Raw genomic sequence first — 18,748 nt, 5'->3', positions numbered from 1 at the left:
ACCTGTAGGGTCGCGTTTTTTGCGCCGTTTCGAGATCTATCATGCAGGATGCAACCCTTCCCCGCCCGGCCCTGCTGGGCATTGACCTTGGCACCACCAACAGCCTGATCGCCGTCTGGCAGGAGGGTCAGGCCCGGTTGATTCCCAACGCCCTCGGCGACGTGCTGACCCCCTCGGTGGTCAGCCTCGATGAGGACGACACGATTCTGGTCGGCAAAGCCGCCCGCGCCCGACTGACCACCCACCCGGAACGTACCGCGGCGGCTTTCAAGCGCTTTATGGGCAGCGACAAACAAGTCCAGCTTGGCAATCGTCAGTTCAGCCCGGAAGAGTTGTCGGCACTGGTGCTCGGCTCGCTCAAGCAGGACGCCGAAGCATTTCTTGGCCACACGGTCTCAGAAGCGGTGATTTCCGTGCCGGCGTACTTCAGTGACGAGCAGCGCAAACGCACGCTGTTTGCTGCGGAGCTGGCCGGACTGTCCGTTACACGCCTGATCAATGAGCCGACCGCTGCCGCCATGGCCTATGGGCTGCATGAGCAGAAATTCGAACGCACGCTGATCTTCGATCTGGGCGGCGGCACCTTTGATGTCACAGTGTTGGAATATGCGCTGCCGTTGATCGAAGTGCATGCGTCCACGGGCGACAACTTTCTCGGTGGCGAAGACTTCACCGCCGCACTGTTACAAGCCTGCCTGAAAAACTGGCAATTGACGCCATCAATGATCGATGCGCAAGGCATGGCCAGCCTCGGCGATACGCTCGAACAGCTCAAATGCAAACTCGGCGAAGGCACGCAGCAATTGAGCTGGCGTCATGCCGACAAGACGTTTGAATGGTCGCTGGACGAAACCGCTGCGGTGAAGATCTGGGAGCCACTGCTCGGCCGTTTGCGCGCACCGATCGAACAAGCCCTGCGCGACGCCCGACTGAAACCCCGCGACCTCGACAGCCTGGTGCTGGTGGGCGGCGCTACGCGGATGCCAGCGGTGCAGCAAATGGTCGCCACGCTATTTGGGCGCCTGCCTTATCGGCATCTTGATCCGGATACGATCGTTGCGCTGGGTGCGGCAACGCAAGCAGCGTGCAAGGCGCGTGATGGGGCCATTGAAGAGCTGATCCTGACGGACGTCTGTCCGTATACGTTGGGCATCGCAACTATGCGCGGCAATGGTATCGAGGGTGCTTTTTCGCCGATTATCGAACGCAATACCATCATTCCGACGTCACGAGTGGAACGCTATCACACCACCCATCCCCGGCAGGAGGCGATCCGCATCGCCGTCTATCAGGGTGAACGGCCGTGGGTACGCGACAACATCCTCATTGATGCTTTCGATGTCACCTTAGCCCCCAGCGATCACATTCAGGAACTGGACGTGCGCTTCAGCTATGACATCAATGGTTTGCTCGAAGTCGACGTCACGCTGCTCGAGACCGGCGAACGCCACAGCCACAGCATCGACCGCAGCCCTACGGGTCTGGACGAGCAAGCGCGCAGAGACAGCCATAACCGACTGTCCACACTCAAAGTCCATCCACGCGATGCTCTGCCCAACCGCACCTTGCTGGCCCGCCTGGAGCGAGCATGGATGCAGAGCCTCGGCACAGAGCGCGAACGCATTGCCGAGTGGCTGCACAGCTTCACAACGGTGCTCGGCGGCCAGCAACCGTCCGAGATTGCCAGCCACCGCTCAGAGCTCAACAAGTCGCTGGATCAACTGCGCTTCTAGCCGTTTAATCGCCGCAGAGCGACCTGAAGGCCGCCGGACAGCATCTCGTCACCCGCGCTGTCTGGCGGCACCCCATAGCGGTTGGGCAACTTGTCACCGGGAAAGCCGAACAGCACCAACGGCAAAAATGGCAGGACCGGTGTCAACGCCATGAATATCAGCAACGTGGGAATGCCTCGCCCCATGTCGTGCAGACGGCGCAGAATGGCGCCGAATAACAACAGAACACCCAGCAACAGGATCAGAATGCCAGAGACCGTGGTGCCACTGATCAGACCCGCCACGGGCGCAATCACCACACAGCCCAGAACCTGAGCAATAAAAGCCTTGCGCCCCAGCCGCGATCCCAGGCGCCAGATCGCACGCGCCGGCACCGGCTGAATATCACTTTTGGCCAGCAGCAAACGCTCTGACCAGGACAGCAAGGCACACAGCGCCAGGCGCAAGCCGACGCTGTTCTGCATGTCATCCTTGCCCTGCTGCAACTGGCGCAGTACTCGCGTTTTCGGCACACCGGCAGCGCCATAACGAATCAAGCCCTTGAGCGCATCCAACGCCTCATACGCAAGCAGTTTATCGACGCCGAAATCGGTCAATACCTTGCGCGGCGGCCACACCGGCTCGCCCTTGATCAAGCCGTCGCGAAAACCTTCGAACCATTCGTCCTCACAACTGACAGCCGCGATGGATTGCAGCAAGGCACGATGCTGCTCTGCGTTCAGGCTCGGGTCGTGATAGAGCACGCCCCAGAACATCAGTAACCCCAGCAGATCGTCGACACACCCGGCACGGTCGCTTTCGATGCAGGTGTATAGCAGGGCATTGGCAGGCAATCTGGCGCTATCGAGGGCCTGCTGTACGCTGAACAATTGCTGCACCAACAAGCCGTGCACCGGATCGTTTCCTTGCAGCCATCCCAGTAAACCGTCGCAGTTGCCTTGCTCACGCTGCAAACGCCGCAACAGAGGCTGCAGTCGACTCAGAGGATGAGCAGGATTGAACGGCAGGCGCTCAACGCATTGCGCATCAATCAATTGCAGCCAGCGTTCGGGTTGTTCCAGCAACGCCAGCAGAAACAAGGTCTGAGCGTGCCACTCCCATGCGGCCTCCCCCAGCCCGACCGGCGGCAACACGATCGCGCGACGGCTCAACTGGAGAATCAAGTCGAGTTCGGACAAGTCACAGTCGTCTTTCACGGCACTCAACTTGAATGCTTGGGCAATGCGCTCCAGCGCGGTGCCGTTGTAGGGTCGCAAGCGACGCAGCCACAGACGACAAACCTTATGCGGATCGCCTTTTTTCAGCACCTCGGGCAATTGCCGCGCAGTTGAATCCGCGCCACTGAACGTACGCATGGCCGTTGCCATCGGTGCCTCGCCCAACCAGCGCAGATGCTGCTCAGCCTGATATTTGAATCCGCGCAACACCAGACTTTCGAGGGCATCGATCGGGAACGGCGCACTCACAATCTGCTGCAGCAAAGCCGAATCACCGCGATGGAGTGCCCACGCGTGCCGGTACAGATTAAGCAATCGGCTGTCGGCATTTTCGCCCAGCAGTTGCGCGAGCAATGGCAGTTCATCGCCTGTCATGCGCCAATCAACAAAACTTTGCGCCAGGCTATCAAGCGTTAACCGTCCGACACCCAGCCAACGATTCAGCGTCTCGGGGCGTTGTGACGGACTGCCATACACTTGGCAGTCATCCGCGAGATCCGCAGACCAGTCAGAGAAGTTCTGCGGACAATCAAATGCCTGAATCAACAGAGGGAGAAAAGTCGGCTGGCGCTTGCCGCATAATTCCAGCAGACGACTTTCAGCCATTGGATGACGATGCTCGTTCCACAGCCGGATCCAGCACGGCAATGCCTGATCGTCCCGCCCCATAAGACTGCTCTGACAGGCCAACAGGTAAAGCCAGTCGACATCATCAGGTGCTGCAAGCTGCTGCTCGACACAGCACTGCAAAAATGTCGGTCCGCCGATTCCCGCCTGCGTGAACTGCACCTGCAAACGCTTGAGAAACGCCGCATCATCCGGCAACGGCAGGCACGTGTGCTGACGGGCGAAATCGGCGAATTCATGGAGTGGGCGCTGAGTGAAGACGAAGTCCAGGCTACGGGCGTACCACAACGACTCGGTCTGTGCAGCCTCTGACCAAGTGCTCATCAGATCCGTATCGAACGGGTCTGGCGTTTTGATCCGCTGCAGAAAGGTTTCCACTTGTCGTGCTTCGTCGAATGCCAGATCCAGCAGCTGTTGATCCCAGGCCATACGCTTGGCCAAAAGGTTCGCACAGCGGTAGGACAACGGACCGGCGTCAGCCATCCGGTGGTACAACCCCCAACTGAGGTCATCGAGTATTTCCAGCGACAACTCATCCAGTGCCCGGACAAATGCCTGCCACGCCTCGAAATTGAACCGTCGCGCGGGATCGTCAAGCAGCTCGCAGAAATCCACGAACGCCTGCGGGACCTCGACGACCTCTGACTCTGACGCATCGAACGCTTCTTCGGGCTCTTCCTCCTCGTCTTCACGGGCCAGACGCAGGGCATTTTCGTAGGCCATGCGCAGCGCCTGAAAACCCTCGGGATCAGTCTCCGGGTGATGCGCCGGTAGACGCGCGCGGTAGGCCGTGCGAATCAGATTTTCGTCAGTCGTAGGCTCGATGCCCAAACGTATCCAGCAACTCATGACCAGTCGAACTCCTTGAGCGATGCCGGACGGGGCGGCGGATCAATTTCCATGTGCCAGGACAGGTCGACCAGAAAGTGCGGGATGTTCTGAGCGAGGCCTCGGGCAATCCGCAGGTTATGGGCGCTGTCCCCTTGCCGATCCAGCGCCTGGCCCAGCTCATCGTCGCTTGTGTTCAGGCAGCACCAAAAGGTACGCCCCACCACAAAGCCATTGAAGTAAGCCATCCAGCTGTCGTAGTGAAATTTCGCCCGGATGGCCAAGCGACTGTGCAGCCAATTGCTCTCGGCCAGATCAATCCACTGATTGCGCACACCACAACGCAAGAGAAATCCCATGCGCCCGTAGTCCCAGGACAAGATTCCGCCCGGCCCGCAACTGCCGAACGTGCGACTGGCAAACTCGTGCAGGATGCGCTCACGGGGCGAGAGGTCATCGAGCAATGCCCGCCATTCACTCGGCAGACAACGCTGCCACGCCAGGTAGGCATCACTGAGGTGCTTGGCATGGCCGTCGTCGGTCATCCATTGGAGCATGTCGAGCAATTGCCGCCGATCATCGATACCCCAGCTGTCTTTCAGGTCGATGTAACGGTCGTTGCAGAACGCGGGGTCGTCGTAGCCGGCACCGGTGTTGAGCGCTGCCATTGGCGCGGACAGGGCGCACAGCCAGCGCTGTTGAATCTCGTCCATGAAAAAAGGCTCCAGGCCGACCGATGAAGGATGGTGGTCGGCAAAACTGCGGCGGATTGTAGAGAAACCGCTGCAAGCGGCAAAGTCGAACCGTGGTTTTCCTGTACCGACAAAAAAAAGGCCCCGACGTATCGGGGCCTTCGTTCAACGGCTCAGCGCCTGTTCAGACAATGTGTGTCCGCAAGTGAATCAGTGCTGCAGAGCCGGCTTTTGCGTCCCGTTGATCGGGATGCGCTTGGCCTTCGCCTCTTCCGGAATCACCCGCAACAGGTCGATGCTCAGCAGACCGTTGCTCAGGCCGGCAGCCTTGATCTCGATGTGATCGGCCAAGCGGAAGGACAACTTGAAGGCACGCTGGGCAATGCCCTGATGCAGAAAGGTCACGCCTTCGTTGGCGTCACGTTTGCCGCCGCTGACGGTCAGCACACCCTTCTCGACTTGCAGTTCCAGATCGTCTTCCTGGAAACCGGCTGCCGCCACGACGATGCGGTATTGGTCGTCACCGTGTTTTTCCACGTTGTAAGGTGGATAGGTGCTGCCTGGCTCGTTGCGCAGAGCGGTTTCGAACAGGTCGTTGAAACGGTCGAAACCCACCGAGGAACGGAACAGTGGTGCGAGGGAAAATGCAGTACTCATGGTTCAAATCTCCTGAAAACAATCAGCAAGGTTTTATGTCTCCGCGACCCGAATTCGGCATCGCGTAACCCTTAGATAGGGACCGCTGATTTGATTTCAAGAGAGTATTTGCAGATTTTTTCAGGCTGCTTCAGCGGCCGGCAGACCCAGCAAACGCGAGACATGATCCGGCTCCGTCTCACGGCGCAGGACGGTGAACAGCTCGGTGGCTTCGGGATAATTGCGCGTCAACATGGCCAGCCATTGCTTCAGACGGCCCGGCGATTGGCGCGCGGTCATCTGCGCTTTTGCCTGCAACCAGAAGTCCTGGATCAGCGGCATCAGCTCGGCCCAGGTCATCTCGACCACTTCCTCACCGGCCCGTGCGGCGGCGATCTGTTTGGCCAGATCCGGGCGCGAAACCAGGCCGCGACCGAGCATGATGTCTTCCACGCCGCTGATTTCGCGGCAGCGGCGCCAGTCTTCGACGCTCCAGATATCGCCGTTGGCGAATACCGGCACCTTGACCACGTCCTGCACGCGCGGAATCCACTCCCAATGCGCCGGCGGTTTGTAGCCGTCCATTTTGGTCCGGGCATGAACCACGATGTGCTCCGCGCCGCCCTCAGCCAATGCCGTGGCACAGACCAGCGAGCCGTCCGGGCTATCGAAGCCCAGACGCATTTTCGCGGTGACAGGAATATGCGCAGGCACGGCGCGACGCACGTGCTCGACGATCTGGTTGAGCAGTTCAGGCTCCTTGAGCAGCACCGCACCGCCGCGGGATTTGTTGACGGTCTTGGCCGGGCAGCCGAAGTTGAGGTCGATCACTTCGGAGCCGAGCTCACAGGCCAGTGCAGCGTTTTCCGCCAGGCACACCGGGTCGGAACCCAACAACTGGACGCGCAAAGGCACACCGGACGCCGTGCGCGCTCCGTTGAGCAGCTCCGGGCCGAACTTGTGGAAATAGGCCGGGGTGAGCAACTGATCGTTGACCCGAATGAATTCGGTCACGCACCAGTCGATGCCGCCAACGCGGGTCAGCACGTCGCGAAGGATGTCGTCGACCAACCCCTCCATGGGCGCCAGAGCAATTTGCATGGGAAAAACACTACTTGAATAAAAAACGTGCGGCAGTTTACTGGATATCGCAAGAAATCGCAGATCCCTGTGGGAGCGGGCTTGCTCGCGAAAGCGGTGGATCAACTAAATGAATGCTGACTGACACGACGCCTTCGCGAGCAAGCCCGCTCCCACATTTAGATATTCGCTGACTCGAGAGACTGGATCGCCGGGCCATAGCCCTCGATGAACTCGGCCGGCATGCGCTTGGGCTTGCCGGTGGACAGCTCGATGCAGACGAACGTGGTCTGCGCGCGAAGCAGCGTGGTGTTGTCACTCGGACGGATCAGTTGGAAGTGCCGGGTCATTTTCAGTCGCTGATCCCAATCGACAATCCAGGTCGCCAATTGCAATTCGTCGCCTTCATAGGCGGCGGCCAGATAATCGATTTCGTGACGCACCACCGCCATCGCCCGATCCAGCCGCCGATACTCGACCAGGTCCAGCCCCAGACGCTGCGAGTGGCGCCAGGCGCAGCGCTCGAGCCAGGTCACGTAGACCGCGTTGTTTGCGTGGCCCAGCCCGTCGATGTCCTCAGCGCCTACTTGCAGATCAATGGTAAACGGCGTTGCTCGATCCCAGCCCATGCCCCACTCCCGGTCAGATGATTCAACCGGGGCAGTGTAACGGATGCTCAGGCCGATTGCCGTGCCTGAAGGCTGCGGCCGGCCAACAGTGATAACACGCCATCAATTACCCGAGGGTCGGCCAGCACGCGCTGATGACCACCGCTTTCGAGGCGCAGAAGACGACTGTCGAACCAGGCTTCGTGGATCCATTGAGACTCTTTGACTGAGACGAAATTATCGTCTTCGGCATGCACGATCAGACCGGGCATATCCAATTGATAATGGGCGACATCCAGCGTGGCGGCGCGCATACCGACATCCTGCTCGACCTGACGGATAAATGCCGAACGCGCTCTGGGCGGCATGCCGACATAACGGGCGAACCCGCGCAGCACACCCAGGATTCGGGCGGGAGCAGCGATGCTGACAAGGGTTTCGGTGCGCAAGCCCAGTTGCACGGCAAGCATCGCACTGGCGCCCCCCATGGAATGACCAATAACGGCTTGCAGTGGCGGCAGTTCGGCAGCCGCTTCAAGCATGGCGCGAGCGAACAACACGACATTGGCTTCACGCCCTGGCGATCTGCCGTGAGCCGGGCCATCGAGTGCGACGACCGTGTAACCGGCCTCGACCAGCGCGGTGATCAGCGCGGCGAATTGGGTTGGCCGCCCTTCCCAGCCATGCATCAGCAAAACGGTCGGGCCTTGGCCCCAGCGCAGGGCTGACAGGCCGAAGCGCAACGTGATGCGTTCGGAATTGGCCAACAGCGGCAACTCCCAATCCCGCAGAGGCAAGGCTCGCGGCGTCATGAACGCCAGACGCATTTTGCTCGCCACTCGTTTCGGTGCAATCCAGCCCAAGGTGCCATTAACGCCACGAACCCACTTCAACGTGTTCATCGCTCTCTCCTCAGGCTTGTTGCCTTCAGGTCAACGCACCGCCGACTTGGCAGCGCGCAGCAATCGATCGGACAAATCTCCCGGGCCCAGCGCCCTCGCGAGCGCCAGCCCCCCCACCATCAAGGCCACATCGGCCAAGGCTTTGTCGGTGTCCTCAGGGCTGGACGCCAACTGCGCGATCATCAATTCCAGGTGCTCGTTCAACGCGAGGCGGAAAGAGTCCGGCAAACGACCCAACTCACCGATCGAGGCGGGAATCGGGCATGCCGCTTCACTCGAATCACGGTGCTTGCGTGACAGGTAAAACGCAGCGACCAGTGCGCGACGTTCTTCACCGGTCAGTTCGGTGTCCATATCGGCAATCAAGTCGCGGCGGCGACCGAGCAATTGCTTGAACGCCTCCAGCATCATTGCGTCCTTGCTTTCGAAGTGCGCATAGAAACCGCCGACGGTAAGGCCGGCTGCGCCCATCACTTCGCCCACGCTTGGGTCCGCCGGGCCGCGCTGGATCAGCGCGGCACTGGCAGCCTTGAGGATGCGTTCGCGGGTTTGAGCTTTTTTATCGTTCATCGTTGCCTCCGAATATTACGACGAGAATATTATTCTCATAATAATATTCTGCAAGTCGAGGATATGACCGCTGGTCTGAAGCACAGTGTAAGGAAAAAGGAGAATTGGCCAAACGCCAGACAAACAAAAGGGCCATTCAATAATTGAATGACCCTTATAAATCCCGCAGAGCGGGTAATCGTGGCGTCCCCTAGGGGACTCGAACCCCTGTTACCGCCGTGAAAGGGCGGTGTCCTAGGCCACTAGACGAAGGGGACACAAACCCTTCTATACAACTGATCAGTGCTGAGAGCTGATCGACTCACGGCCGGTGTGGCCAGACCATGAGCTGTAAAATTGGTGGAGCTAAGCGGGATCGAACCGCTGACCTCCTGCATGCCATGCAGGCGCTCTCCCAGCTGAGCTATAGCCCCAGATTTTTCGCCTCGCGGCGGAGCGACATTTTGCAACATCACTTCTGTAAAACTGGCGTCCCCTAGGGGACTCGAACCCCTGTTACCGCCGTGAAAGGGCGGTGTCCTAGGCCACTAGACGAAGGGGACGCAAACCCTTCTATACAACTGATCAACGCTGAGTGTTGATCGCTTTGAAGCCAGTGTGGCCAGGCTTCAAAGTGTAAATTGGTGGAGCTAAACGGGATCGAACCGTTGACCTCCTGCATGCCATGCAGGCGCTCTCCCAGCTGAGCTATAGCCCCTCATCGTTGATGTCATCGCTGAGGACGGGGCGAATCTTAATGGCGCATCAGAGGGCTGTCAAACTTATTTTTAAAATATTTCAAAGTTTTTTGCCGACATAACAACCACTTACCGCCCTCACCCCGTATATCTGGGGAAAACGCCGAAGGCCGGCATCAAACGATCCCGGCCTTCGGCGCCTCCTGCAGCGTCAAACGCAATCAGGCGATAGCGCCCAACAGCTTTTCCCACTCTTTGTTTTCTTTCTTAGACACGCCGCCCAGCAGGTCGATCGCCTGACGCAGGCGGAAACGGGTCAGGTCCGGCCCGAGGATTTCCATCGCGTCGAGTACCGACACCGAACTCGCTTGCCCGGTGATGGCCGCGAACATCAGCGGCATTGCGTCGCGCAGCTTCAGTTCAAGGGATTCGACCACTGCCTGAATCGTCGCGGTGATGCTGTCCTTCTCCCACTGACGCAGGCTTTCGAGCTTCCACAGGATCAACTGCATCAATTGGCGAACCTGATCGCCCGAGAGCTTCTTCGACTCGAACAGCTTGGCATCCGGATTGACGCCACCCGCGAAGAAGAAGCCGCCGAGCGGTGCAACCTGGCTGAAGGTTTCGACGCGCCCCTGTACCAGTGGCGCGATCTTCATCATGTATTCCGGGTTCAACGCCCAGGTCTGCAAGCGGCTGGCGAACTCTTCTACCGGCAGATCGCGCAGCCACTGGCCGTTGAGCCACGACAGCTTCTCGATGTCGAAAATCGGCCCGCCAAGGGACACGCGCTTGAGGTCGAAGTTGTCGACCATTTCCTGCAACGAAAACTTCTCGCGCTCGTCAGGCATCGACCAGCCCATGCGACCGAGATAGTTGAGCATCGCTTCCGGCATGAAGCCCATGCGCTCGTAGAACGTCACCGAGGTCGGGTTCTTGCGCTTGGACAGCTTGCTCTTGTCCGGGTTACGCAGCAGCGGCATGTAGCACAACTCCGGTTGTTCCCAGCCGAAGTACTCGTAAAGCAGGATCAGTTTTGGCGCCGACGGCAGCCATTCTTCGCCGCGCAGTACGTGGGTGATGCCCATCAAGTGATCGTCGACCACGTTGGCGAGGAAGTACGTGGGCAGGCCGTCGGTCTTCATCAGCACTTGCATGTCCATGCGATCCCACGGGATTTCGACATCGCCACGCAGCATGTCCGGCACCACGCAAACACCTTCGCTCGGCACTTTCATGCGGATGACGTGGGGTTCGCCAGCGGCCAGGCGGGCCGCGACTTCTTCCTTGGACAGCAGCAGTGCGCGGCCGTCGTAACGTGGGGTTTCGCCGCGAGCCATTTGCTCGGCGCGCATCTGATCCAGCTCTTCAGCGGTGCAGAAGCACGGGAACGCATGCCCCATGTCGACCAGTTGCTGGCAGTATTTTTGGTAGATGTCGCCGCGCTCGCTCTGGCGATATGGACCGTGCGGGCCGCCGACGTCCGGGCCTTCGCTCCAGTCGATGCCGAGCCAGCGCAGGGCGTCGAATATCTGCTGTTCGGACTCGCGGGTCGAACGCAACTGGTCGGTGTCTTCGATGCGCAGGATGAACTCACCGCCATGCTGCTTGGCAAAGCAGTAGTTGAACAATGCGATGTAAGCGGTACCTACGTGGGGGTCCCCGGTAGGCGATGGCGCGATGCGAGTGCGGACGGTGGTCATGGCATGTCTCGAAAAGAATGAAAAGCAAAGAACAATCAAGCCGCGAATGGTAACAGGCGACACCCGCCCCGCTCCAGCGGGCAGGGCATTTAAGCCAAGTTTGCGCCTGGAATGCCCGTAAGCCGTGGTGAATGGCCGAATATCAGCGGATGGCATTTACCGTTTATCGACTGTATGCCAGATTCGCCTGCTGATAACTTTCCTTACAATTCCTCGACTACAGTTTGCCCATGCCTGCCCAACTCAAGCGTCGCCTGCTGATTTTACTGCTGTTGGTCCTATTGATCGCTGGGGGCTTCTTCGCCCATTGGATTTTCAAGGGGCGCTTTTATGAAAGCACCGATAACGCCTATGTCCAGGGCGAGATAACCCGCGTGTCGAGTCAGTTGAGCGCGCGCATCGATGAAGTGCTGGTGCAGGACAACCAGCATGTGGAAAAAGGCCAATTGCTGGTGCGCCTCGAAAGAGAAGACTTTCGCCTGGCCGTGGACCGGGCCAACGCCGCCCTCGCCACTCGCGAAGCCGAGCGACTGCAAGCCCAAAGCAAGCTGACTCAGCAGGCCAGCCTGATCGCCTCGAGCGATGCACAGGTGGCGGCCTCCCAGGCAACCCTCGGCCGCTCGCAGATCGACCTGTCCCGGGCGCAAACCCTGCGCAAACCCGGCTATGTCTCCGAAGAGCGTGTGACCACCCTTTCCGCTGACACCCACATCGCCCGCTCGCAAGTGGCCAAGGCACAGGCCGATGCACAAAGCCAGCGCCAGCAAGTCAACGCACTGACCGCCGAAATCAAACGCCTCGACGCTCAGATCGCCAACGCCCGCGCCGATCTCGCTCAGGCCGAACTCAATCTGACCCGCAGCGACATTCATGCCCCGATCAGTGGTCTGGTCGGCCAGCGCGCGGCGCGTAACGGCCAGATTGTGCAGGCCGGCGCTTATCTGCTGTCGATCGTCCCGGACGAAGACATCTGGGTGCAGGCCAACTTCAAGGAGACTCAGATCGGCCACATGCAGCCCGGACAGAAAGCCGAGCTGACCTTCGACGCCTACAGCGACACGCCGATCAAGGCGCGGGTCGACAGCCTGTTCGCTGCTTCCGGTGCGCAGTTCAGCCTGCTGCCACCGGACAATGCCACCGGCAACTTCACCAAAGTCGTGCAACGGATCCCGGTGAAACTGACCTTCAAGGCCGATAATCCGCTGCACGGCAAGATCCGTCCGGGCATGTCCGTCACCGCCACCGTGAACATCAAAGACGCCCCGGACAATGGCCGGTGATTCGCTGATCCGTCCGGTCGGCGAACCGACCCGGCGGGACTGGATCGCGGTGATGAGCGTGATGCTCGGCGCCTTTATGGCGGTGCTCGACATCCAGATCACCAACTCCTCGCTCAAGGATATTCAGGGCGCACTGTCGGCGACACTGGAAGAAGGTTCGTGGATTTCCACCTCGTATCTGGTTGCGGAAATCATCATGATCCCGCTGACCGCGTGGCTGGTGCAGTTGCTCTCGGCGCGGCGCCTGGCGGTGTGGGTGTCGCTGGGCTTTCTGGCGTCTTCGTTGTTGTGCTCGATGGCCTGGAGCCTGGAGAGCATGATCGTCTTTCGCGCCATGCAAGGCTTTACCGGTGGCGCACTGATCCCACTGGCCTTCACCCTGACGCTGATAAAGCTTCCCGAACACCACCGTGCCAAAGGCATGGCCATGTTCGCCATGACCGCCACTTTCGCACCGTCCATCGGCCCGACGCTGGGCGGCTGGCTCACGGAAAACTGGGGTTGGGAATACATCTTCTACATCAACATTCCGCCGGGGCTGATCATGATCGCCGGACTGATGTACGGGCTGGAGAAGAAAGAAGCACATTGGGAGCTGCTGAAAAGCACCGACTACACCGGCATCCTCACGCTGGGGATTGGCCTCGGTTGCTTGCAGGTTTTTCTCGAAGAAGGCCATCGCAAGGACTGGCTCGAATCGAGTCTGATCGTGACCCTGGGCAGCATCGCCCTGCTGAGCCTGATCACCTTCGTCATCGTGCAGATGTCCAAACCCAATCCGCTGATCAACCTCGGCATCCTGCGTAATCGCAACTTCGGCTTGTCGAGTATTTCCAGCCTTGGCATGGGTGTCGGATTGTACGGTTCGATTTATCTGCTGCCGCTGTATCTGGCGCAGATCCAGAATTACAACGCCCTGCAAATCGGCGAAGTGATCATGTGGATGGGCGTGCCGCAGCTGTTTCTGATTCCGCTGGTGCCGAAGCTGATGAAGTTCGTCTCGCCGAAGTGGCTGTGTACGTTGGGGTTCGGGCTGTTCGGTCTGGCGAGTTTTTCTTCGGGGGTGCTCAACCCGGACTTTGCCGGGCCGCAGTTCAATCAAATCCAGATCATTCGGGCGCTGGGCCAGCCGCTGATCATGGTGACCATTTCGCTGATCGCCACGGCTTATATCCTGCCGCAGGATGCCGGTTCAGCGTCGAGTGTGTTCAACATTCTGCGCAACCTGGGTGGCGCCATTGGCATTGCCCTGCTCGCGACGCTATTGGATGCGCGAACCAAGACCTACTTCGATTACTTGCGCGAAGCGGTGGTGCCGACCAATCCACAGGTGGCGGAGCGGCTGGCATCGATGGCGGATCGGTTTGGCAGTGATACGGCGGCGCTGGGCAAGTTGAGTGAGATTGTCCATCAACAGGCAGCGATCATGGCCTATAACGATGCATTTCATTTTGTCGGGATTGCGCTGGGGATCAGTATGCTGGCGATTTTACTGACCAAAAAATTGCCGCAAGGCCTGAAGACTGGGGAGGCCCACTGATTGTCAGGGTGTCTGTAGCCCCCCCTTCGCGAGCAAACCCACAGGACTTATGTGAACAACACAGATCCAGCGTGGGAGCGGGCTTGCTCGCGAAGAGGCCCTGAAACCGCCCATCAAACAGCCAAAAGGCGCTCACGCAGTTTGGCAATCTCATCACGCATCTGCGCCGCCGCTTCAAACTCCAGATCCCGCGCCAACTGATACATCTTCTCTTCCAGCGCACGAATACGTTTGGTGATTTCGCTTGGCGAGCGCAATTCGGCCTCGTACTTGGCGTTTTCCTCGGCAGCCTTGGCCATGCCCTTGCGCTTCTTGCTGCGCGAGCCGGGCACGGTGGCGCCTTCCATGATGTCGGCGACGTCCTTGAACACACCTTTGGGGGTGATGCCGTTTTCGAGGTTGAAGGCGATCTGCTTGTCACGCCGACGCTCGGTTTCGCCAATCGCCCGCTCCATCGAACCGGTCATGCGATCGGCGTACAGAATCGCCCGGCCATTGAGGTTACGCGCGGCACGGCCGATGGTCTGGATCAGCGAGCGCTCGGAACGCAGAAAGCCTTCCTTGTCGGCATCAAGAATCGCCACCAGCGACACTTCCGGCATGTCCAGGCCTTCACGCAGCAGGTTGATACCGACCAGCACATCAAAAGTGCCGAGGCGCAAGTCGCGGATGATCTCGACCCGTTCGACCGTGTCGATATCCGAGTGCAGATAGCGCACGCGCACGCCGTGGTCGGCGAGGTAATCGGTGAGGTCTTCGGCCATGCGCTTGGTCAGCGTGGTGACCAGCACCCGCTCCTCAATGGCCACACGCTTGGAGATTTCCGAGAGCAAATCGTCGACCTGAGTCAGCGCCGGACGCACTTCAATCTGCGGATCGACCAGACCGGTCGGACGCACCAATTGCTCGACCACACGCCCGGCGTGCTCGGCTTCGTAGTTACCCGGGGTGGCCGAGACAAAAATCGTCTGCGGACTGACCCCTTCCCACTCGTCAAAACGCATTGGCCGGTTATCCAGCGCCGACGGCAAACGGAAACCGTATTCCACAAGGGTCTCTTTGCGCGAACGGTCGCCCTTATACATCGCACCGACCTGCGGGACGCTGACGTGAGATTCGTCGATCACCAGCAAGGCATCGGCCGGCAAGTAATCGTAGAGGGTCGGCGGCGCCGCACCAGCCGGACGTCCGGACAAATAGCGCGAATAGTTTTCGATGCCGTTGCAGTAGCCCAACTCGAGGATCATCTCCAAATCGAAACGGGTACGTTGCTCCAGACGCTGAGCCTCCACCAATTTGTTGTTACTGCGCAGGTATTCCAGACGCTCCTGCAATTCAACTTTGATGTGCTCAATAGCATCGAGCAGAGTCTCGCGCGGCGTTACATAGTGGCTCTTCGGGTAGAAGGTGAAGCGCGGCATCTTACGGATGACTTCGCCGGTCAGCGGGTCGAACGCCGAAATGCTTTCGACCTCGTCGTCGAACAGTTCGATGCGGATCGCTTCCAGATCCGATTCCGCCGGGTAGATGTCGATCACGTCGCCGCGCACGCGGAAGGTCGCGCGGGCAAAATCCATGTCATTGCGAGTGTATTGCAGGTCAGCCAGACGCCGTAGCAGCGCGCGCTGATCGAGTTTGTCGCCGCGATCGACGTGCAGCACCATCTTCAAATAGGTTTCCGGGCTGCCCAGACCGTAGATGCACGACACCGTGGTGACGATGATCGCGTCCTTGCGCTCCAGCAGCGCTTTGGTCGCGGACAGCCGCATCTGCTCGATGTGGTCGTTGATCGACGCATCCTTCTCGATGAAGGTGTCGGACGACGGCACATAGGCTTCGGGCTGGTAGTAGTCGTAGTAGGAAACGAAGTATTCGACGGCGTTGTTCGGAAAGAACGCCTTGAACTCACCGTACAACTGCGCGGCCAGGGTTTTGTTCGGCGCCAGCACCAGCGTCGGGCGCTGTATCTGCGAGATGACATTGGCGATGCTGAAGGTCTTGCCCGAGCCGGTCACACCGAGCAGCGTCTGGTGCGCCAGACCGGCTTCGATACCCTCCACCAATTGGCGAATGGCTTCCGGCTGATCGCCGGCGGGCTCGAAGCGGGTGACTAGCTGGAATTCGGACATAAACACCTCTGGGATCGCGGCATTCCGAGCAAAGCGGAACACCACGGGGACGACCGCAAACGACCGATGTCGCGCAAGAAAAAACCTGGATTTTGCTCAATGTGGTGGCGATTGCCTCACCTTTCAAGGCAAACGTCCTACATCGGGTAGAGACTCTGACACGACCATTAGACTAACGGTCGAGAAATAATCGGAAAAACTTACCTCAAAAGCCAATTCGCCTGTCGCCATTGCTCGGTGATGGCCTCTATACTAGCTCCCCGTTTGTGCACCGCTCTAGTGCATTCGGCTGGAGCGCGACACGTCCCTCCACACTCCATTCAGAGCCGCCGTAATAATGAGCCTGTTCTCTGCTGTCGAAATGGCACCCCGCGATCCAATCCTGGGCCTCAACGAAGCATTCAACGCCGATACCCGGACCACCAAGGTCAACCTGGGCGTTGGTGTTTACTGCAACGAAGAGGGGCGAATTCCACTTCTGCGCGCCGTGATCGAAGCCGAAACCGTTCGCGCAGCTCAACACGCTTCGCGCGGTTACTTGCCGATCGATGGCATCGCTGCCTACGACCAGGCCGTGCAAAAGCTGCTGTTCGGCAACGACTCGCCCCTGATCGGCGCCGGTCGCGTCATCACCACTCAAGCCGTCGGCGGGACTGGCGCACTGAAAATCGGTGCCGACTTCCTCAAGCAACTGCTGCCGAACGCTGTCGTGGCGATCAGCGATCCGAGCTGGGAAAACCACCGCGCGCTGTTCGAAACCGCCGGTTTTGCGGTGCAAAACTACCGTTACTACGACGCTGCCACCCACGATGTGAACCGTGCCGGCATGCTCGAAGACCTCAACGCCCTGCCGAACGGCTCTATCGTTGTGCTGCACGCTTGCTGCCACAACCCGACCGGTGTCGACCTGACTCCGGCGGACTGGAACAACGTGCTGGACGTGGTCAAAGCCAAAGGTCACGTGCCGTTCCTCGACATGGCCTACCAGGGTTTCGGTGACGGTATCGACGAAGACGCCGCTGCCGTGCGTCTGTTCGCTGAATCCGGTCTGACGTTCTTTGTGTCGAGCTCGTTCTCCAAGTCGTTCTCCCTGTACGGCGAGCGCGTTGGCGCCCTGTCGATCATCAGCGAGTCGAAAGAAGAAAGCGCGCGCGTGCTGTCGCAGGTCAAACGCGTCATCCGCACCAACTACTCCAACCCGCCAACTCACGGTGCAAGCATCGTGGCTGCCGTGCTGAACAGCCCGCAGCTGCGCGCTCAGTGGGAAGCCGAACTGGCAGAAATGCGTCTGCGCATTCGCGGCATGCGTGAGCAAATGGTCGACCTGCTGGCGCAAAAAGCGCCACAGCGTGACTTCAGCTTCGTGGGACGCCAGCGCGGCATGTTCTCCTACTCCGGCCTGACCACCGAACAGGTTCACCGCCTGCGCAACGAGTTTGGCATCTACGCCCTGGACACCGGCCGCATCTGCGTGGCTGCGCTGAACCAGAACAACATCAAGGCTGTAACGGATGCGATTGTTCAGATCATCTGATTTCGCAGCGTGATGAAAAACGGGAAGCCTGCGCGCTTCCCGTTTTTTATTGCCCCGAAATAATCCCGATACCCTCTAGACTGCACACAATTAAGTTTTGTGTACATCCGAGTTTTCTGAAGAGAACCCACATGAAAAACGACAACCTGCGCGCTGACCGTGACGATCTGGATGACTTCATTCCACGCCAGCCGGCCAAACGCGGCAATAACCTGGTACTGCAAGTCGCAACCGGCGTATTCCTCGGTGGCCTGGCGCTGTGGCTGGTGCAACTGGCGGCCACTGCGGCTTACACCACACTGATGCTCGGTACCCTTACTTTCGGCAGTTAAGCCAGTTCAGTCGCTCGTTGACTGGCAGCATCGTCATAGGCGACATACAGCGATTCAGCGATCTGACTTTTGATTGCCTTGGTGCTTTCCAGGCCAAGAACAAAACCTTCAGCCTTACCGCCTGCACGGTTCAACTCTTCGGCGTTGCTGGCCTGAGTGATCGCGTCGAAGAGTTTTTCGGCGTGTGGACCGACGCCTTTGGGCAGGCTGATTTGCGCAATGCTCATGCGAACACCTCACTTGTGCGGAATTTGAAACTCGAGTGATTCATGGCGCGTACCTTTTCGGCTAATGGCCGGCAGCGCGTGATATCACTTCCGGGCGGCCATGGTAGACCTCCGGCGCTGTTCTGGTAACCGCCAATCGCGGACAAACCACCGTCCGTCCCGGTGAATCACTTATTTTGCTAATCGATGCTTGACTTCTCTTTTTGAATCAGTAACATACGCACCAATTCCGCAATAGCTCAGTTGGTAGAGCAAATGACTGTTAATCATTGGGTCCCTGGTTCGAGTCCAGGTTGTGGAGCCAAATAGCAAAGCCCCTGAATCGAAAGATTCAGGGGTTTTTTTGTGGTGCGCCAGGCATGGCGCGTAGCGCCGTGACTGGCGCTGTTCAGCTCACTGTGGTGGTGAGCCGAACGACTTGGAGGTGAAAGTC

Annotated in this window: 15 protein-coding genes and 5 tRNA genes; 6 read left to right on the top strand and 14 right to left on the bottom strand. The window is 59.1% G+C overall.

Annotation, left to right across the window (positions count from 1 at the left end; translation table 11 throughout):
* Positions 1-41: 41 nt before the first annotated feature.
* Positions 42-1,733, top strand: coding sequence for a molecular chaperone HscC (locus K5E40_RS29605; RefSeq protein ID WP_221733769.1), 1,692 nt, complete (start codon positions 42-44; stop codon positions 1,731-1,733).
* On the opposite strand, the gene K5E40_RS29600 is transcribed toward K5E40_RS29605, so the two are convergent.
* From K5E40_RS29600 to gltX, 12 genes are all read right to left on the bottom strand, one after another.
* Positions 1,730-4,426 carry a DUF805 domain-containing protein gene (locus K5E40_RS29600; RefSeq protein WP_221733768.1) on the bottom strand — a complete coding sequence of 899 codons (2,697 nt, stop codon included), beginning with the start codon at positions 4,424-4,426 and terminating at the stop codon, positions 1,730-1,732. The two genes, K5E40_RS29605 and K5E40_RS29600, sit on opposite strands and share 4 nt — an antisense overlap.
* Positions 4,423-5,118, bottom strand: a complete 696-nt coding sequence (locus tag K5E40_RS29595) for a DUF1266 domain-containing protein (RefSeq protein ID WP_221733767.1) — start codon at positions 5,116-5,118, stop codon at positions 4,423-4,425. Before K5E40_RS29595 ends, K5E40_RS29600 begins: the two co-directional genes overlap by 4 nt.
* A gap of 189 nt (positions 5,119-5,307) precedes the next feature.
* Positions 5,308-5,754: an Hsp20 family protein gene (locus tag K5E40_RS29590; protein ID WP_221733766.1), complete on the bottom strand. Its 447-nt coding sequence runs from the start codon at positions 5,752-5,754 to the stop codon at positions 5,308-5,310.
* Between the two features lie 120 nt (positions 5,755-5,874).
* Positions 5,875-6,834, bottom strand: a complete 960-nt coding sequence (locus K5E40_RS29585; RefSeq protein ID WP_221733765.1) for a tRNA-dihydrouridine synthase — start codon at positions 6,832-6,834, stop codon at positions 5,875-5,877.
* A gap of 158 nt (positions 6,835-6,992) precedes the next feature.
* The gene (locus tag K5E40_RS29580) at positions 6,993-7,442 is read right to left on the bottom strand and encodes a thioesterase family protein (protein ID WP_025111177.1); all 450 of its coding nucleotides are present in this window, start codon (positions 7,440-7,442) and stop codon (positions 6,993-6,995) included.
* A 47-nt stretch (positions 7,443-7,489) separates the two neighbouring features.
* Positions 7,490-8,323 (bottom strand): alpha/beta fold hydrolase, encoded by an 834-nt coding sequence (locus K5E40_RS29575; RefSeq protein WP_221733764.1) that lies wholly within the window; start codon positions 8,321-8,323, stop codon positions 7,490-7,492.
* A gap of 30 nt (positions 8,324-8,353) precedes the next feature.
* Positions 8,354-8,893 carry a TetR/AcrR family transcriptional regulator gene (locus tag K5E40_RS29570; protein ID WP_221733763.1) on the bottom strand — a complete coding sequence of 180 codons (540 nt, stop codon included), beginning with the start codon at positions 8,891-8,893 and terminating at the stop codon, positions 8,354-8,356.
* Between the two features lie 181 nt (positions 8,894-9,074).
* Positions 9,075-9,150 (bottom strand) — tRNA-Glu (locus K5E40_RS29565).
* Between the two features lie 80 nt (positions 9,151-9,230).
* Positions 9,231-9,306, bottom strand: a tRNA-Ala gene (locus K5E40_RS29560).
* 53 nt (positions 9,307-9,359) lie between these two features.
* A tRNA-Glu gene (locus K5E40_RS29555) sits at positions 9,360-9,435 on the bottom strand.
* Positions 9,436-9,514: 79 nt separating this feature from the next.
* A tRNA-Ala gene (locus K5E40_RS29550) sits at positions 9,515-9,590 on the bottom strand.
* 201 nt (positions 9,591-9,791) lie between these two features.
* On the bottom strand, positions 9,792-11,273 hold the full coding sequence (gltX, locus tag K5E40_RS29545; RefSeq protein ID WP_221733762.1) for a glutamate--tRNA ligase: 1,482 nt from the start codon (positions 11,271-11,273) through the stop codon (positions 9,792-9,794).
* A gap of 230 nt (positions 11,274-11,503) precedes the next feature.
* Between gltX and K5E40_RS29540 the strand changes: the two genes are divergently transcribed.
* Positions 11,504-12,553: an HlyD family secretion protein gene (locus K5E40_RS29540; RefSeq protein ID WP_221733761.1), complete on the top strand. Its 1,050-nt coding sequence runs from the start codon at positions 11,504-11,506 to the stop codon at positions 12,551-12,553.
* Positions 12,554-12,602: 49 nt separating this feature from the next.
* On the top strand, positions 12,603-14,093 hold the full coding sequence (locus tag K5E40_RS29535) for an MDR family MFS transporter (RefSeq protein WP_221733786.1): 1,491 nt from the start codon (positions 12,603-12,605) through the stop codon (positions 14,091-14,093).
* A 113-nt stretch (positions 14,094-14,206) separates the two neighbouring features.
* Here K5E40_RS29535 and uvrB read toward each other — a convergent pair whose 3' ends face one another.
* Positions 14,207-16,222 (bottom strand): excinuclease ABC subunit UvrB, encoded by a 2,016-nt coding sequence (uvrB, locus tag K5E40_RS29530; RefSeq protein ID WP_008083013.1) that lies wholly within the window; start codon positions 16,220-16,222, stop codon positions 14,207-14,209.
* A gap of 337 nt (positions 16,223-16,559) precedes the next feature.
* Here uvrB and K5E40_RS29525 point away from each other — a divergent pair, with 337 nt between their 5' ends.
* Together K5E40_RS29525 and K5E40_RS29520 are read left to right on the top strand one after the other, a co-directional pair.
* Complete coding sequence (locus K5E40_RS29525; protein ID WP_221733760.1) at positions 16,560-17,756, top strand: amino acid aminotransferase; 1,197 nt, start codon at positions 16,560-16,562, stop codon at positions 17,754-17,756.
* A gap of 131 nt (positions 17,757-17,887) precedes the next feature.
* Positions 17,888-18,088, top strand: coding sequence for a hypothetical protein (locus K5E40_RS29520; RefSeq protein WP_221733759.1), 201 nt, complete (start codon positions 17,888-17,890; stop codon positions 18,086-18,088).
* On the opposite strand, the gene K5E40_RS29515 is transcribed toward K5E40_RS29520, so the two are convergent.
* The gene (locus K5E40_RS29515; protein ID WP_221733758.1) at positions 18,085-18,315 is read right to left on the bottom strand and encodes a hypothetical protein; all 231 of its coding nucleotides are present in this window, start codon (positions 18,313-18,315) and stop codon (positions 18,085-18,087) included. The two genes, K5E40_RS29520 and K5E40_RS29515, sit on opposite strands and share 4 nt — an antisense overlap.
* Positions 18,316-18,543: 228 nt before the next feature.
* On the opposite strand from K5E40_RS29515, the gene K5E40_RS29510 reads away from it, so the two are divergent.
* A tRNA-Asn gene (locus K5E40_RS29510) sits at positions 18,544-18,619 on the top strand.
* Positions 18,620-18,748: the final 129 nt, after the last annotated feature.

The organism is Pseudomonas baetica (assembly GCF_019733355.1).
Taxonomy (GTDB): domain Bacteria; phylum Pseudomonadota; class Gammaproteobacteria; order Pseudomonadales; family Pseudomonadaceae; genus Aquipseudomonas; species Aquipseudomonas baetica_A.
This window is presented reverse-complemented; position numbering and strand designations above follow the sequence as displayed.